General features: G+C 61.0%; 13 protein-coding genes and 1 tRNA gene. 7 read left to right on the plus strand and 7 right to left on the minus strand.

The genetic code is table 11. The annotated features are described in order from the left end of the window. Positions 1–222 precede the first annotated feature (222 nt). The 3 genes from OH764_RS00120 to OH764_RS00130 all read left to right on the plus strand — a co-directional run bounded on the left by OH764_RS00120 (position 223) and on the right by OH764_RS00130 (position 3,268). Positions 223–1,377, plus strand: a complete 1,155-nt coding sequence (locus OH764_RS00120; RefSeq protein WP_498847590.1) for a pyridoxal phosphate-dependent aminotransferase — start codon at positions 223–225, stop codon at positions 1,375–1,377. 119 nt (positions 1,378–1,496) lie between these two features. Continuing rightward, a complete protein-coding gene (locus tag OH764_RS00125; protein WP_020067325.1) occupies positions 1,497–2,291 on the plus strand; it encodes an ABC transporter substrate-binding protein in 795 nt (264 codons plus the stop codon). Positions 2,292–2,422: 131 nt separating this feature from the next. Beyond that, positions 2,423–3,268 carry an AraC family transcriptional regulator gene (locus OH764_RS00130; RefSeq protein WP_498847591.1) on the plus strand — a complete coding sequence of 282 codons (846 nt, stop codon included), beginning with the start codon at positions 2,423–2,425 and terminating at the stop codon, positions 3,266–3,268. A gap of 20 nt (positions 3,269–3,288) precedes the next feature. On the opposite strand, the gene OH764_RS00135 is transcribed toward OH764_RS00130, so the two are convergent. The 6 genes from OH764_RS00135 to OH764_RS00160 all read right to left on the minus strand — a co-directional run bounded on the left by OH764_RS00135 (position 3,289) and on the right by OH764_RS00160 (position 9,518). Then, positions 3,289–3,876, minus strand: coding sequence for a LysE family translocator (locus OH764_RS00135; RefSeq protein ID WP_498847592.1), 588 nt, complete (start codon positions 3,874–3,876; stop codon positions 3,289–3,291). Positions 3,877–4,003: 127 nt separating this feature from the next. Next, positions 4,004–5,074 (minus strand): MBL fold metallo-hydrolase, encoded by a 1,071-nt coding sequence (locus tag OH764_RS00140; protein WP_498848845.1) that lies wholly within the window; start codon positions 5,072–5,074, stop codon positions 4,004–4,006. A gap of 77 nt (positions 5,075–5,151) precedes the next feature. Continuing rightward, positions 5,152–5,805 carry a peroxiredoxin gene (locus tag OH764_RS00145; protein ID WP_440782297.1) on the minus strand — a complete coding sequence of 218 codons (654 nt, stop codon included), beginning with the start codon at positions 5,803–5,805 and terminating at the stop codon, positions 5,152–5,154. A gap of 284 nt (positions 5,806–6,089) precedes the next feature. Beyond that, complete coding sequence (locus OH764_RS00150) at positions 6,090–6,776, minus strand: Fe2+-dependent dioxygenase (RefSeq protein ID WP_110405274.1); 687 nt, start codon at positions 6,774–6,776, stop codon at positions 6,090–6,092. A gap of 93 nt (positions 6,777–6,869) precedes the next feature. Next, positions 6,870–9,083: a TonB-dependent receptor gene (locus tag OH764_RS00155; protein WP_498847593.1), complete on the minus strand. Its 2,214-nt coding sequence runs from the start codon at positions 9,081–9,083 to the stop codon at positions 6,870–6,872. A gap of 359 nt (positions 9,084–9,442) precedes the next feature. Further along, positions 9,443–9,518: transfer RNA gene (locus OH764_RS00160), tRNA-Lys, on the minus strand. A 200-nt stretch (positions 9,519–9,718) separates the two neighbouring features. Between OH764_RS00160 and OH764_RS00165 the strand changes: the two genes are divergently transcribed. Both OH764_RS00165 and OH764_RS00170 read left to right on the plus strand, forming a co-directional pair. Continuing rightward, complete coding sequence (locus OH764_RS00165; protein ID WP_020067285.1) at positions 9,719–10,123, plus strand: PaaI family thioesterase; 405 nt, start codon at positions 9,719–9,721, stop codon at positions 10,121–10,123. A gap of 30 nt (positions 10,124–10,153) precedes the next feature. Then, entirely contained in the window at positions 10,154–11,017 is an 864-nt protein-coding gene (locus OH764_RS00170; RefSeq protein WP_087752322.1) for a patatin-like phospholipase family protein, read from the plus strand. Here OH764_RS00170 and OH764_RS00175 read toward each other — a convergent pair. Further along, positions 11,014–12,027 (minus strand): D-2-hydroxyacid dehydrogenase family protein, encoded by a 1,014-nt coding sequence (locus OH764_RS00175; protein WP_498847594.1) that lies wholly within the window; start codon positions 12,025–12,027, stop codon positions 11,014–11,016. The genes OH764_RS00170 and OH764_RS00175 overlap by 4 nt on opposite strands. Before the next feature lie 372 nt (positions 12,028–12,399). On the opposite strand from OH764_RS00175, the gene OH764_RS00180 reads away from it, so the two are divergent. Further along, the gene (locus OH764_RS00180; protein ID WP_498847595.1) at positions 12,400–14,268 is read left to right on the plus strand and encodes a phosphoenolpyruvate carboxykinase (GTP); all 1,869 of its coding nucleotides are present in this window, start codon (positions 12,400–12,402) and stop codon (positions 14,266–14,268) included. Between the two features lie 345 nt (positions 14,269–14,613). Beyond that, complete coding sequence (locus tag OH764_RS00185) at positions 14,614–15,717, plus strand: LysR family transcriptional regulator (protein ID WP_498847596.1); 1,104 nt, start codon at positions 14,614–14,616, stop codon at positions 15,715–15,717. Positions 15,718–15,737 lie beyond the last annotated feature (20 nt).

Genomic DNA, 15,737 nt, shown 5'->3' on the forward strand with positions numbered 1-15,737 from the left:
CAGGTGTGTCTTTCTCCCGTCGAGCATCCCGTGCGGCCGTTTCCGAGGGCTCGCGCGCCGTCGCCCAGGCCATGACATAAACGCATGCCGCGCATGACAAAGTTTCGATTGTGACGGTTCTTTGGCTGATGCCTAATCACTCAACCGGCACTCGACTGGATTGTTCGGCCGCGCGATCCGCGCCCGCCAGTCCGCCGCCGGATGGAGACAGGGAGAAGCTTTATGCAGAGCGCTATGCAAGCCCGCTCGAAATTGCCTGACGTTGGCACGACAATCTTCACAGTAATCGGTCAACTGGCCGCACAACACGATGCGCTGAACCTGTCGCAGGGCGCGCCGAACTTCGCGCCGGACGCGAAGCTGGTAGACGGCGTCGCGCAGGCTATGCGCGCCGGCCATAATCAATATGCGCCGATGGCCGGCATCGCGGCGTTACGCGAAGCGCTCGCCGACAAAGTGCAAACGCTCTACGGCGTGCGCTACGACCCGGCGAGCGAAGTGACGGTGATCGCGAGCGCGAGCGAAGGCCTTTATTCGACGATCAGTGCGCTGGTGCACCCAGGCGACGAGGTGATTTACTTCGAGCCTTCGTTCGACAGCTACGGGCCGATTGTTCGGCTGCAAGGCGCGACGCCCGTGCCGATTAAACTGTCGCTGAGCGATTTTCGTGTGAACTGGGACGAGGTTGCCGCCGCGATCACGCCGAAGACTCGCATGATCATTATCAACACGCCGCACAATCCGACCGCGACCGTGTTTAGCGAAGCCGACGTCGCGCGAGTAAAGGCTATTACGCGGAACACAGACATTGTGATTCTCGCCGACGAGGTCTACGAACACGTAGTGTTCGACGGCGCTAAACATCAGAGCATGGCGTGCCATAGTGAACTGGCGGAACGCAGCGTTATCGTGTCGTCGTTTGGCAAGTCGTATCACGTCACCGGCTGGCGCGTAGGTTATTGCCTCGCCCCCGCCGAACTGATGAACGAGATTCGCAAAGTGCATCAGTTCATGGTGTTTTCCGCCGATACACCGATGCAGTACGCCTTTGTGGACGCCTTGTCCAATCGCGAGAGTTACCTCGGCTTGTCCGCGTTTTATCAGCAAAAGCGCGATCTGCTCGCGCATGCGCTTTCCGAATCGCGCTTCGAGTTGTTGCCGAGCGAGGGCAGCTTCTTTATGCTCGCGCGTTTTCGCGGATTCTCCGATGAGAGCGATAGCGATTTCGTGTTGCGCCTGATTCGCGATGCGCGCGTCGCGACGATTCCGCTGTCCGCGTTTTACAGCGACGGCACCGATTCGGGCCTGATTCGCCTGAGCTTTTCGAAAGACGACGCTACGCTGATTGAAGGCGCGCGCCGTTTGTGCGAGATCTGAAAATGCCTCTACGCCGGCCGCGCCGGCGGTGTATTTTGAACGCAGTATGATCGTCGCGCCGTATGACATCCACACGAAGCGTGCTTGCACTACAACGAACTGAAGAGAAGGGACCTGCTATGAAATTGCTCAAGCCTCTTTTGGCGCTGGCCTGCGCATTCGCATCGGTGGCGGCCTCGTCTGCTGCCGTTGCCGCCGATACATCGACGCTGCGTTTCGGGCTCGAAGCGCAGTATCCGCCGTTCGAATCCAAAGGTCCTAACGGCGAATTGCAAGGTCTCGATATCGACGTCGGCAATGCTGTGTGCGTCGCTGCGCATATGACGTGCAAGTGGGTCGAGACGTCGTTCGACGGTTTGATTCCGGCGCTGCAAGGCCGGAAATTCGACGCGATCAATTCGGCGATGAACGCAACGGACCAGCGCCGCCAGACGATCGATTTCACCACGGTTGTCTATCGCGTGCCGACGCAACTGATCGCAAAGCGCGACAGCGGCCTGCTGCCCACGCCCGAAGCGTTGAAAGGCAAACGCGTGGGGGTGTTGCAGGCGTCGATTCAGGAGACGTTCGCGAAGGCGCATTGGGAACCGGCTGGCGTCACAGTCGTCCCGTATCAGGATCAGAACCAGGTGTACACGGACCTCGTCGCGGGACGTCTCGACGCAACGCTCGTGCTGGCGCCCGCAGGACAAACCGGTTTTCTGTCGAAGCCCAATGGCAAGGACTATGCGTTCGTCGGTCAGCCGGTGCGTGACGACAAGATTCTGGGCAGCGGTATCGCATACGGCATCCGAAAAGGCGACACGGCGCTGCGCGAGCGGCTGAACGCGGCGATTGCAAAGGTGCAGGCCGACGGCACCGTCAAAACGCTCGCGGCGAAATATCTGGGCGATATCGACATCTCGGCGAAGTAACGGCTTACGGCTCGCGCCAGGCTGGCTAGCGCCTGAGTCCGCTTGTTGACTGAACGTTTGACGGCTACGATAAGTGGCCTCGCTGCGGCTGCTGCTTCTGCGAGGTCCACGTAAAAGCCGGAGGCGCACGAATGAGCGGAACGACAGAGGCGATCAGTTACGCGAAGCGCGCCAGCGAGCCGCGTTTCTGGCGTAGCGCGGCGTTGCCGCACATCGAGGCGCGTTCCATCGAGGACGGCCGCGAGATCTGCTACGCCAGACACTCTCATGAAACGTTCTCCATCGGCGCGGTCACAGGCGGACGCAGCCTGTACGTGAACCGCCACGCGCGCGAATGGACCGGCGCGGGTGCGGTTGTCCTGATGAATCCCGACGACGTTCACGCGTGCAATCCCGTTGCAGACGAGTGCTGGTCGTATCGCATGCTTCACGTCGACGTTGCCTGGCTCACTGGCCTGCAGCACGAACTGGGCTTTAGCGAAAACCACGCGTTTCGTGCGTTCTCGCAAATCATGACGACAGATACGGCGCTGTTCAATGCACTGAACGGGCTGCATGCGATTCTCGTCGACACAGAGACGGATCTTTTGCGCAAGCAAAGCGCGGCGATTGCGTTTTTTTCCGAAGTACAACACCGCTTAAACCCCGCACCTCTTTCCGACGACGATGCGAGCCGGCAGCTTGCGCGAGCGGCGGAATTCATCGCTGAAAACTGCAGAAGCGCGCTGAAACTCGAGGACATTTGTAATGCGGCAGGCTTGTCGGCATCGCATCTGATTCGCGCATTCAAGCAGCGCTACGGCATGACTCCGCACGCGTATCTGATCAATCGCCGGATTCAATACAGCCGCTCGCAGCTGAGGCGTGGCCGTCTGATCGCAGACGTCGCGCTCGATGCGGGCTTCGCCGATCAGGCGCATTTGCAGCGCACCTTCAAGCGGCTCGTCGCGGCGACGCCGGGGCAATATCGCAGTTGAGGCCGCCCGTGCCCGGCGCGTTACGTCGTAAGCAGGTAAAGCGCGCTCGCGGCGAGCAATGCAGCGAGGACCCGATTGAATAGCCCGACTCGCTTTGGCGCCTGCAAGTACTTGCGCAAGAAAGTACCGGCATAAGCCCAGCTTGCAATAGATACAAAGCAGATCACGAAATAGATCGCGGTGAACTGCCAGACGAGTGCACCATCGCCTTCGGCTGCGTACGCGCCCATGCCGGCCAGCGACGCGAGCCATGCTTTTGGATTGAGCCATTGCAGCGCCGCGCCATAGGCGAACGAGGGGCCGCGTGAGAGCTTGTCGGTGCCGAGCTGGCCGTCGTCGAGCGCCAGTTTGCAGGCCATGTACAGCAGAAACGCGACCCCGGCCCATTTGACGATGCTGATGAGATTGGGGAAATGCACGAGCAATTCATGCAGTCCCAAGCCGATGAGCAGAAGCAGCAACGTGAAGCCGACGGTTGCGCCGCTGACGTGGCGCAGGCTCGCGGCGAATCCGTGCTGTGCGCCGGCGCTCAGCGCGACGACATTGACGGGCCCAGGTGAAATGGACGAAGCCAGCGCGAACGCGGCCATGGAAAGCAAAGCGGACATCGGGTGCCTCGATACGTGGATGCGCGGGATTGACGCGGCTCCACGGTATCGGTGGCGAGGCAAGGTGTATTGAAGGAAATTGCTTTCGCGCGGCGCTCGGTTCGCTGGTTCGCGGCCTTTCTGACGCCTACATTGCGGCGTTTTCGACGACGCGCCCTTCCGCGCGCCAACGCAGCATGCCGCCAGCGAGATTCGCAACGTCGTTGAATCCTGCTTGCCGCAGTATCACCGTGGCTTGCGCAGAACGGCCGCCCGCACGGCACACCGCAACGATCGGACGCTCTTTCTTAAGCTCACTCGCACGCGCGGCCAGATCGCCAAGGGAAATAAGCTGGGCCGCGGGAATGCGGCCGAGTGGTCCGTTGAATTCATCCGGCTCGCGCACGTCGACGATCTGCACAGAGCGGAGGTTGTCCTCGAGCCATTGCGGACTGATTTCCCAGATGCCTGCAAAGGTATACGCGAGCGGCGCCCACTCCGGTTCGGCGGTCTGCGTCGGGTCGTTCGTGGCGACGCCGCACTTGAGGTTTGCCGGCACCGCAATGTCGATCTGCTTCGGATGCGGCAGACGCAGGTTCGTCACGTATCCGACGAAATCGTCTTCGCATAGCTCACCGCCGAGGCGCGGATTGAATCGCCGCTCTTCACCGACACTCGTGACGGTTAAGCCGCGATAGTCGTGGGCAGGGTAAAGCAGGCACGTGTCCGGCTGAATGAATATCTGGTTCTGGACTGAGCGGAACATTGCGTGCGCGTCGCCGTGCTGGAAATCGGTGCGGCCCGTGCCTCTTATCAACAGGCAATCGCCGGTGAACATCAAGCTGCCGTCGTCGAGCGCGAGGCTGATGCAGCCATTTGTGTGACCGGGCGTTGCGCGAACTTCCAGATGGCGCGAGCCGAACACGCATTGCTCGCCATGGTTCAGATAGCGGTCGGCGCCTTGCGCGCCGCTCGCAGCCGATATCGCAATCTGGCTACCTGTGCGCCGTTTGAGCAGCCACGCGCCCGTCACGTGATCGGCATGCACGTGCGTGTCGATCGTGTACAGCAGACGCAACCCGAGTTCCTCGATAAGCGCGGTATCGCGGCGCACCTGCTCGAAAACCGGATCGATGAGAATGGCCTCGCGCGTTGCGCTGTCGGCAAGAAGATAGGTGTACGTCGACGATTGCTGGTCGAATAGCTGCCGGAAGATCAACACGATTTTGCTCCGTGGCCCGCATCTTCGAAAAAGACCAGGCGCATGCAATGCGCCCGGTTCATTGCACGGCAAAATTACTGCGGCTGTGTGACGAACCGCAGATAAGGCTTCACGGTCTTGAATCCTTCGGGGTACTTTTTCATTGCGTCATCGTTCGAGACGGATGTCGGAATGATCACATCGTCTCCGGGCTTCCAGTTCACGGGCGTCGCCACCGTATGCTTTGCGTTCAGCTGCAGCGAATCGAGCAGACGCAGTACTTCGTCGAAGTTGCGCCCTGCGCTCATTGGATACACCAGCATCGCCTTGACCTTCTTGTCCGGTCCGATGATGAACACCGAGCGTACCGTTGCGTTGTCGGCTGCGGTGCGCGTGCCGCCGCTCGCGTTCGGGTGGATCATGTCATAGAGCTTCGCGACGTTCAGGTCCGCATCGCCGATCAGCGGGTAGTTGACCGCGTGGCCCTGCGTCTCTTCGATGTCCTTCACCCAGTTCTTGTGATCGCTGACGGGGTCGACACTCAGACCGATGATCTTGGTATTGCGCTTGTCGAATTCGGGTTTGAGGCCGGCCATATAGCCGAGCTCAGTGGTGCATACCGGCGTGAAATCCTTTGGATGCGAAAACAGAATCACCCAATGGTCGCCGATCCATTCGTGGAAATGAATCGTGCCTTCGGTGGTTTCGGCAGTGAAATCGGGGGCTTCTTCTCCAAGTCGAATCGACATCGTCTTCCTCCATGAGGGTGCGCCGGGCACCGATGCCGCTCGTCGAGGAGGCGGTCCCCGGGCTGCCTGACCGTTCCATCAGGCAATTGCTTGTCTCACATCTGCCTCCTGCCGGTTGGACTGTATTTGCGCGGGAGGACCATGCGAACGCAGCGAATGCAGAATTTTCGCTGGATGCTGCGAAGCCGAAATACCGATGCGCTACGAGTCGCGCTTAAAGCGTAGGACAAAAATGCGCGTCGCTCTAGCCAGCTTGCAGGAGAAATCCGCCGTTTAGTACGACTTTACGTATCGCTCCACATGCGCAGCAGGTTGTGATAACAGCCGACGAGCGTGCGACGCGCGGCATCGTCCGCGTTCGACGCATTCAGACGCTGGATCGCGCCGTCCATGTCGAACAGCATCGCGCGCTGCGTATCGTCGCGCACGAGGCTTTGTGCCCAGAAGAAGCTCGACACGCGCGCGCCGCGCGTGACGGGCCGCACCTGGTGCAGACTGGTGCCGGGATAAACGATGGCATGACCGGCGGGCAACTTCACTTCCTGTACGCCGAAGGTGTCTTCTATCAGCAGTTCCCCGCCGTCGTATTCGTCGGGAGGCGTGAGGAAGAGCGTGACCGAGACGTCCGTGCGTACGCGCGCGCCGCTGCCGGGCACGAGACGAATGGCGCCATCCACATGGCTACCGAAATGCATGCCGCCTTCATAGCGGTTGAACAGCGGCGGATAGACCTTGTTCGGCAGCACCGCGCTGATAAAGAGCGGGTGCCGCTCGAGCGCCGCGATGATCCGGTCGCCCATTTCCAGCGCAATCGGCGAGCCTTCCGCGATCTGCTGGTTACGCTTGACTGGCGCGCCCTGATAGCCGGCCGTCGCGCGGCCATCCACCCACGCGTCTGTCGACGCTTCGAGATGCGCGCGCATGGCGGCGGCGTCGGCGGGGCTGAATACGTCAGGTATCGAGACAATCATGGTTGGACTTTCCTGCGAACCGCGCGCTTTCCCGCTGCCTGACGGAGCGGGAAAGCGCGCGGCGTGAGTGACGTTGGTCGCTCGTTGCGGCGATCAGAAGAACCGGTAGTTTAACGTCGCGAGGAACGTGCGGCCGTTGCCTGGCACCGCGCGTCCGCCGTCCGACGGAATCAGCGCGTCGTAGTAGTTCTTGTCCGTGAGATTCAGCACGTTGAACTGGACGTCGTACTTTTTCGCGTGATACGCGGCCATTGCGTCCCAACGCGTGTAGCCGCCGACCTTCACGAAGTTGTTGTTCGCGGCATAACGCGACGATGTGTAAATCGGGCCGCCGCCGATTTCCCAATGCGGAGTGAACGCATACGTCGTCCACAGCGTCAGCATGTTGCGCGGCGTATTCGCTGGCGTGTTGCCGGTCGTGCCGTCTAGCGCCTTCAGGATCGTTGCGTCCATGTACGTGTAGCCGCCGAACACTTGCCACTTGTCGGTGATGTGGCCCGCAAGTCCAAGCTGATAGCCACGTACGCGGATGTCGCCGTCGAGCGTGTAACTGCCGTCGGCATTCAGCGTGCGCGCGTTCGTCTTCTCGATGTTGAAGAGCGATTGGGTGACGGACAGGCCGCCGCCCAGCAGATCCCACTTCGCGCCGACCTCATACGACTTGTTGTGCTCGGGCGGCAGGCTCTGTGTGTTGTTCGTGAGCGTGAGTGCTTCGAGCGACGGATTAAACGACGTACCGTACGACACGTAGTAAGACTGCCAGTCGGCCGGCTGCCAGATCACGCCGCCGCGAACGCTCCTGAAGTAGTTTGTTTGCGTGGCGTATGAAGGCGCATTGATCGAGTTATGAATCGACGCTTCGTAGCGGTCCCAGCGAAGGCCGCCCACGATCTTCCAATGTTCGCCGATGGACACCGTGTCGTTCGCGTAGATGCCGACGCCGTTCGCGCTCGACTCGGCGAGGTTCGTCGCGACGGTTTTCGCGTTCGACGGGCGCGTCGTATAAGTCGGGTCGACGAGCGGCACGATAGCGATCGTGTTCGACGGCAGGCCCGGCGTGGTGGTCGCGAAACTCTGGTTACTGTACGTCTCGTGGCTCAGATCGACGCCCGCGACGACATCGTGCTTGATGAAGCCGGTGTTGAACTTGGCCTCGACGTCTGTCGAGTTGTAGACCGAGTGGTCGTTGATGTTGCGGTCCTTGCCCTGCAGCTTCACGAACAGTCGTGACGGATCGATCGTCGTGTAGTTGCCGTTGGTCAACGCCGTCGAGGTAGGCAGCGGACCTGTCAGCACCGACGCCGCGTTCGTCGCGCGTGCTTCCGTGCTGTAGTGGCTGAACTGGGTCTGGTTGCGCAGCTTGAGGTTGTCGTTGAAGCGGTGTTCGATGCGGGCGTTCAGCGTCTGCACGTCCTGGATCGTGCGGTCGTCGGTGAAGCCGTAGAACGTGCCGCGATTCACCGGCGCGGGATGACCGTTGAGCGCCGGAATGCCGTAGTCGGGCTGATCGCGGTTGTGCTGGATCAGCGCGGACAGCGTGATTTCCGTTGGCGTGCCGATGCCGAATTTCACCTCGGGTGCGACGCCGTAGTCCTTGCTCTTCATCACGTCGCGCGACGAGCCGAGGCTTTGGCCGAACGCGTTGATCCGGAATGCGGATGTCGATGTGATCGGCGTGTCCAGGTCGACCGTCGTGCGGTAGCGGTCGTGCGTGCCGGCCTGCAGGGACACGTCGGCGCGGGGTTTGAGCGTTGGTTGCTTGCTGACCTGATTGATGACGCCGCCCGTGGAGCCGCGCCCGAAGTACAGGGACGACGGGCCGTACAGCACGTCGATCGATTCGAGGTTGAACGTGTCGCGATAGTACTGGCCACGATCGCGGAAGCTGTCGAGGTAGATGTCGGTGCGCGCTGAAAAGCCGCGCAGGTTGATGTTGTTGCCGATCTGCCCGCCTTCAGCGGCACCGATCGTGATGCCCGGCACGTTGCGTAGCGCGTCGGTGAACGAACTTGCGGCCTGTGATTGCAGCACGGCCTTCGGCACCACGACCACGGCTTGCGGAATATCGCGCAGCGCGGTCGGCACTTTTGCGCCGACGCTGGAGACGTCAGGCGCGAAGTCCGCGGACCTACTGGTTTGGCCCGTTACTTTGACGGTGGGCAATGTGGCGCTTTCCGCGCTTGCGCTCGACGCGGAGGCGGGCGACCCGGGTTGGGCGCCGGTCGCGGGCGTTGCGGTCGATTGAGCGTAGAGCGGCGTCGCGAACGCGACCAGAACGGCCGCCGCGAGAGGCGTGTTTCGGAACATCGATAACCCTGTCGTTGTCGCTATTTTTCTGATTCGACGGATGCCAGCGCCCGTGCGGCATCGACAGGCGGTCTGCCTGCCCTAAGAGGTGATGGACCCATCGTCTTATTCTCAAATGAGAATCAGTATCATTACACGGATGATAATAGTTCGCAATAAGTCGTTACGCATTGGAAATTTTTGTGCGGGCGAGTGTGGCTGCGGCGGCGCGCGGCGATGCGGTGGAGGTGCTGGTCGGGAGAAGTTGTGCTTTCCGAGCGTCGCGCAGAGAGGTGCGAGGCGCTACCGCGGTCTCTCCGGCGCGACTCGGCAAACGAAAAAGGCCGGTTAGCTTTCGCTAACCGGCCTTTCAAATTCTTTGGTGGGGCGTGAGTGACTCGAACACTCGACCTACGGATTAAGAGTCCGCTGCTCTACCAACTGAGCTAACGCCCCAACAGAAGCGAAATTATGCAGCATGTTCCATCCATTGCCAAGCCCCCTTTAGCAGATTTCTTAAAAATACCGCTTCGATCCAGTAGAGTCGTCGCTCGCTAAAACGGGCGCCCGCGAGAACGCGCCACCTCCGGCGTCCCGGTATCATGACGCGGACACTCGCCGCTTTTGCGCAGCGCGGCTTTCAACGGGGAATTGCCATGGATGACAAAGAGATCACCGAATTGCTCGACCGCGTCCTCGCGCCCTGGGTCCGTTCGCTGACGCTGACTCCCGTGAAGGTCGACGCGGACAGCGCAACGCTTCGCCTACCTTTTTCGGGCGAACTGCGTCATTCAGGTGGCGTTATCTGCGGGCAGGTGTTCATGGCGGCGGCCGACACGGCCATGATCGTCGCTATTTCAGCCGCGCTCGGCGGCTTCAAGCCGATGACAACCGTGTCGCTCAACATCAGCTTCATGCGTGCTGTGCGCAACGGCGATGTGTTGATCACCGCCCGCGTGCTGCGTCTCGGCCGCAATCTCGTGTTCGGCGAAGTCGAGCTGCTGGACGAGACCGGCAACATGGCCGTTCACGCAACCACGACTTACGCGTTGCTCGCATAAACCGCGCAGACAGCATTAGAGGATATCGAGATGTTCGACCAGGTTGTGTTCGCGGGCGGCGGCAATCGTTGCTGGTGGCAGGCGGGTTTCTGGGACGTCGTGCAACCGGAATTGCGCATCCGTCCACGCGTGATCGCCGGCATTTCGGCTGGCGCCGCGACCGCGTGCATGCTCTACACGCGCGACTCACAGTGGGTCATGCGCTACTACGAAGACGCGCTACGTCACAATTCACGCAACGCCTATTGGGGCAACCTGTTGCGCGGCGAGTCGGTGTTTCCGCATTACCGCATCTACCGTCAGGCGTTGCTCGACATTTACGGTGAGAAGTTTTCATCACTCGCGCAAGCGCCGGAAATTCGCATCGGCGTTTCGCATCTGCCGCGCTGGTTGGGTGCGCGCAGCGCGGTGGCGGCCGGCCTGATCGCGTACAACATCGAAAAATACGTGCGCAAGACGCTGCACCCTACGCTGGGTCAGACGCTTGGTTTTCATCCGGAATTCGTGCGCGCGCAAGATTGCGCGACCGTCGAAGATCTCGCGGACCTGATCCTCCAGTCGTCGAGCACGCCGCCTTTCACGCCGGTCTTGAGGCGCAATGGCCGCCCGGTGCTCGACGGCGGAATGGTCGACAACGTGCCCGTCGGTGCGCTCGACGCCGACGCGCCCGGCAACGTACTCGTGATGGTCACGCGTCTCTATCCTCGGCCGCAAATGTTCGTCGTGCCTCACGGCGCGCAACAACGGCTTTACGTGCAGCCCTCGCGCAAGGTGCCTATTTCGAGCTGGGACTACACGAGTCCTTCGCAGATGGTGCATGCATACAACCTCGGCCGCGCTGACGGCGAGACGTTTCTCCAACGCATGCCCGATCTGCTGGAAATCGCCGCTTAACGCCGACGTCCGCCCTGCAATGCTTCAGGATTTGCCACGCTGGCGGTGTCGCCGGCGTCGAAAGCCAGGATGTTCTTGAACGCCGCGCTGAAGTAAAGCTCATAGCTCTCGCGCTCGACATAGCCGATGTGCGGCGTGCAGATCACGTTCTCCATGCGCAGCAGGCTGTAGCCCTGCAGAATCGGCTCGCTTTCATACACGTCGATCGCGACCATGCCCGGACGGTTATGCGAAAGCGCATTGACCAGCGCGTTCTCGTCGAGCAGTTCGGCGCGGCTCGTGTTCACGAGCAACGCGGTCGGCTTCATCCGCATCAGGTCTTCCTGCTTGACGATGCCGCGCGTGTCGTCGTGCAAACGAAGATGCAGCGACAGCACGTCGCTCTGCTCGAACAGCGCTTCGCGGCTCTCGGCCACGCCATAACCATCTTCACGAGCGGCTTCGCGTGAATGCTCGCGGCCCCAGATCAACACGTTCATGCCGAACGCCTTGCCGTAGCCGGCAACGAGCCGCCCGATCTTGCCGTAGCCCCAGATGCCCAGCGTCTGACCGCGCAACACCTGGCCCAAGCCAAAATTCGGCGGCAGTGCCGAGGTCTTGAGCCCCGACTGTTGCCAGGCTCCTTGCTTAAGGTTCGCCACGTATTGCGGAATGCGCCGCTGCGCCGCCATGATGAGAGCCCACGTGAGTTCCGCGGGCGCGATCGGTGAGCCGCTGCCTTCCAGCACGGCAATACCGCGCTCCGTACAGGCGCCGAGATCGATGTGATTGGACACCTTGCCCGTTTGGCTGATCATGCGCAAACGAGGCAGTTTATCGAGGAGTTGCGAGCTGATGCGAGTGCGTTCCCGAATCAGGACAAGCGCGTCGACCTCCGCGAGACGGCTCGCCAGTTGGCCGAGTCCGCGGACGGTGTTATTGAAAACTTTGACCTCATGGTCGGCCAGCAGTTGAAAGCAGTCGAGCTTGCGAACGGCGTCCTGATAATCGTCGAGGATGGCAATCTTCATGGTATGTGTCTTGCGTCGCACCAGGTTGGTGCGGAACGGAATGTTATGCTGACTGTCCCATCATGTGACCCAGGTCACATGGCGGTCTGGCTGATTGCCTTACCGTAGAAGCTGCCGCATAGAACGACAGCGTGACGGCAAGGCCGATTGACATCGTTTTTAACAGTTTGTTGCGTGTTGAGGCAAGCCGCTTTACAGACGGTTGCAACGCCTGTCCAGCGCGTATCGGCCCAACAGACTGTGTTGAAGCCCGTGATGACCTGCGCAATTGCGCGTCGGTTCGTAGAACTGGCGCAACCAGTAAATGCCTCTCGCATGCAGCGTCGCCGGGCTTGTACCGTTTTCCTATTCACTACAAACGGAGACAAGTCGATGAATCATCCATCATTCGAAGGACAACCCACAGTCAAAGCGTCAGTAGAAGCGCCCGCGTGGGTCAAACATCGAAAACTGATCGACTGGGTCCAGCGCGTTGCCGCTATGACCAAGCCGGACAACATCGTCTGGTGCGACGGATCGCAGGAAGAGTATGACCGGTTGTGCGCACAGATGGTCGAAGCCGGCACGCTCAGAAAGCTCAATCCCGCCAAACGTCCCAACTCATATCTCGCATGGTCCGATCCCTCCGACGTCGCGCGTGTCGAAGATCGCACGTTCATTTGCGCGCAACGTCCGGAAGACGCAGGACCGACTAACAACTGGGTCGCGCCGCAAGAAATGCGCGAAACGCTGGACGGCCTGTTCGACGGCGCGATGCGTGGCCGCACCATGTACGTGGTTCCGTTCTCCATGGGCCCGCTGGGTTCGCCGATCGCGCATATCGGCGTCGAATTGAGCGACAGCCCGTATGTGGTCACCAACATGCGCATCATGACGCGCATGGGCCGCAAGGTGTATAACGTGCTCGGCGAAGACGGAGAGTTCGTGCCGTGCGTGCATTCGGTGGGCGCACCGCTCGAGGCCGGCGCGAAAGACGTGCCCTGGCCGTGCAACCCGACCAAGTACATCGTCCATTTTCCCGAGACACGCGAAATATGGAGTTATGGCTCGGGATACGGCGGCAACGCGTTGCTTGGCAAGAAGTGCTTTGCGCTGCGCATTGCATCGACAATGGGCCGCGACGAAGGCTGGCTTGCCGAGCATATGCTGATTCTCGGCGTGACTTCACCCGAGGGACGCAAACATCACGTGGCGGCGGCGTTTCCGTCGGCGTGCGGCAAGACCAACTTCGCGATGCTGATTCCGCCAGAAGGGCTGAACGGCTGGAAAATTTCCACCATCGGCGACGATATCGCGTGGATCAAGCCGGGCAAGGACGGCCGCCTGTACGCGATCAATCCGGAGGCGGGCTACTTCGGCGTGGCCCCCGGCACGAGTGAAAAGACCAACTTCAACGCAATGGCCACGTTGAAGGAAAACGTGATTTTCACCAACGTGGCGCTCACCGACGACGGCGACGTCTGGTGGGAAGGCATGACCGACGAACCGCCCGCGCACCTGATCGACTGGCAAGGCAAAGACTGGACGCCGGCGAGCGCGAAAGAGAGCGGGCGCAAGGCGGCGCATCCCAATGCGCGTTTCACGGCGCCGGCCTCGCAATGTCCCTCGATCGACGCGGACTGGGAAAACCCGGCGGGCGTGCCGATCGACGCGTTCATCTTCGGTGGTCGCCGGTCGACCACAGTGCCGCTCGTCACGGAGGCGCGCAACTGGGTCGAGGGTGTCTACATGGCGGCGACCATGGGCTCCGAGACCACCGCCGCGGCCGCCGGGCAGCAGGGCGTCGTGCGGCGCGATCCGTTCGCGATGCTGCCGTTCTGCGGCTACAACATGAGCGAGTACTTCGGCCATTGGCTGAAGACAGGCGAGCGCTTGCAGCAGATGAACGCGAAGCTGCCGAAAATCTTCTGCGTCAACTGGTTCCGCAAGGGTGCCGACGGCAAGTTCGTGTGGCCGGGCTTCGGCGAAAACATGCGCGTGCTTGGCTGGATGGTCGGCCGCATCGAGGGCACCGCGCAGGGCGAAGAGCATGCGTTTGGCACGTCGCCGCGGTACGAGGACGTCGACTGGAGCGGTTTGGACTTTAGCCGCGAGCAGTTCGAGCAGGTGATCTCCGTGGACGACGCAGCCTGGCGCGCTGAACTCGCCCTCCATGCCGAACTCTTCGACACGTTGCAGCAAGGCTTGCCGCCCGCGCTGACGCATGCCAAGACTCAATTGGAAAGCAAACTGGCCGCGTAGCCATGTGAGCGGTCACTATCAACTGGAAGCCGCCTTCGGGCGGCTTTTTCTCGCTTTTTTGCCGTGTTGCGTACGAAGCACCGGCGCGCAAACCGGATCACAGCCGAGCCGTGTCTATTCACACGACGGCCTGTCCAAAGCTGCGCCGCAGCAAGTTTGTTTCCATCTGCGGAACAATCGACGCTCGCGCCCCACATTAGGGCACACAGTCGCACGAAAATTGACGAAATTTCCGCTTTTGCGGGCAACTTCTGCACGATTACGCGAGTCGTAGGAGAATCCCTAGTTCGCTTCCACTGGTTATCACCAATTGTCAGGAAGCCGTAACACGGCAGGAGTTGTCATATGGACCATTTGCAGTCGATGCGAGTTTTCGTCAAGGTGGCGGATCTCGGCAGTTTTGCCCGCGCCGCGAGCGCGATGGATATTTCCAACGCAGTTGCCACCCGTCACGTTGCCGACCTGGAGGGGCGTCTAGGTACGCGGCTGCTCAACAGAACGACTCGCAGCTTGTCCCTGACCGAGTCCGGTCAGGTTTATCTCGAACGCGCGCGCCAGATTCTCGACGAACTTGAAGACGTCGAGCAGATGGTGGTCGCGCGAAATCACGAGCCCGTCGGCACCTTGAGGATCGTCGCGCCGGTCGTGTTCGGCTTGCACAATCTGGCTCCGGTACTGCAGACGTACGCGGAACGCTATCCGAAAGTCATTCCCGACGTGACGCTGGTGGACCGTCAGGTCGATCTGGTGGAAGAAGGCTTCGACGTAGGTGTGGTCATTGCCCGGCAAATGCGCAGCGCAAGCATTGTCACGCGGCGTCTGACCACGGGCTGCATGACCGTGTGCGCAACGCCTGCGTATCTGGAAAAGCACGGCACGCCCACGCGCCCCGAGCATTTGCTGGAGCATCCGTGCCTGAGCCTGCCGTCGGAGTATTGGGGCGACGAGCGCGTATTTACGGGCCCGGAAGGCGAAGTACGGGTGCGTCCGTCGAACGTGATCGTGGCAAACAATACGGAGATGCTGCGTCAGTTTGCGCTGCTCGGCATGGGCATCGCGATTCTGCCGAGTTATCTGATCGGCCGCGACATGACGCGCGGCAGGCTGGTGCGCTTGCTCGGCGATTACCGTTTGCCGCAAGTCGAGATCAATATCGCCTATCCGAGTCGCCGTCACTTGCCCGCGAAGGTGCGCACGTTCATCGATCACCTGGTCGAGCATTTCAGCCAGACACCGAACAGCCTGCTCGGCGAACAGTGGATCAAAGACGGCGTCGGGCGGCCGGTGCCGCAGGCGTCATTCGAAGCGGCGGAATCGTCCATGCCGCCCGAAGCTTTTGACGGCGCCGAGCCGCTGTCGCGACTGCTGGACAGCGAGTTGTCACCGGTGCCCAAGACGTTGGCCAAGACTTCGAACCGCACTCAGCTGTCGGCGTTGACCCCACTGTAGAGGCGTCGTTCGAGAGTCCA

This window comes from Burkholderia sp. M6-3, assembly GCF_050858985.1.
Taxonomy (GTDB): domain Bacteria; phylum Pseudomonadota; class Gammaproteobacteria; order Burkholderiales; family Burkholderiaceae; genus Paraburkholderia; species Paraburkholderia caledonica.

Coding starts and splice junctions, on each gene's coding strand:
- OH764_RS00165 (WP_020067285.1), top strand. CDS start 9,719: ATGGATGACAAAGAGATCACCGAATTGCTCGACCGCGTCCTCGCGCCC.
- OH764_RS00130 (WP_498847591.1), top strand. CDS start 2,423: ATGAGCGGAACGACAGAGGCGATCAGTTACGCGAAGCGCGCCAGCGAG.
- OH764_RS00120 (WP_498847590.1), top strand. CDS start 223: ATGCAGAGCGCTATGCAAGCCCGCTCGAAATTGCCTGACGTTGGCACG.
- OH764_RS00175 (WP_498847594.1), bottom strand. CDS start 12,027: ATGAAGATTGCCATCCTCGACGATTATCAGGACGCCGTTCGCAAGCTC.
- OH764_RS00145 (WP_440782297.1), bottom strand. CDS start 5,805: ATGTCGATTCGACTTGGAGAAGAAGCCCCCGATTTCACTGCCGAAACC.
- OH764_RS00155 (WP_498847593.1), bottom strand. CDS start 9,083: ATGTTCCGAAACACGCCTCTCGCGGCGGCCGTTCTGGTCGCGTTCGCG.
- OH764_RS00180 (WP_498847595.1), top strand. CDS start 12,400: ATGAATCATCCATCATTCGAAGGACAACCCACAGTCAAAGCGTCAGTA.
- OH764_RS00170 (WP_087752322.1), top strand. CDS start 10,154: ATGTTCGACCAGGTTGTGTTCGCGGGCGGCGGCAATCGTTGCTGGTGG.
- OH764_RS00150 (WP_110405274.1), bottom strand. CDS start 6,776: ATGATTGTCTCGATACCTGACGTATTCAGCCCCGCCGACGCCGCCGCC.
- OH764_RS00125 (WP_020067325.1), top strand. CDS start 1,497: ATGAAATTGCTCAAGCCTCTTTTGGCGCTGGCCTGCGCATTCGCATCG.
- OH764_RS00135 (WP_498847592.1), bottom strand. CDS start 3,876: ATGTCCGCTTTGCTTTCCATGGCCGCGTTCGCGCTGGCTTCGTCCATT.
- OH764_RS00185 (WP_498847596.1), top strand. CDS start 14,614: ATGGACCATTTGCAGTCGATGCGAGTTTTCGTCAAGGTGGCGGATCTC.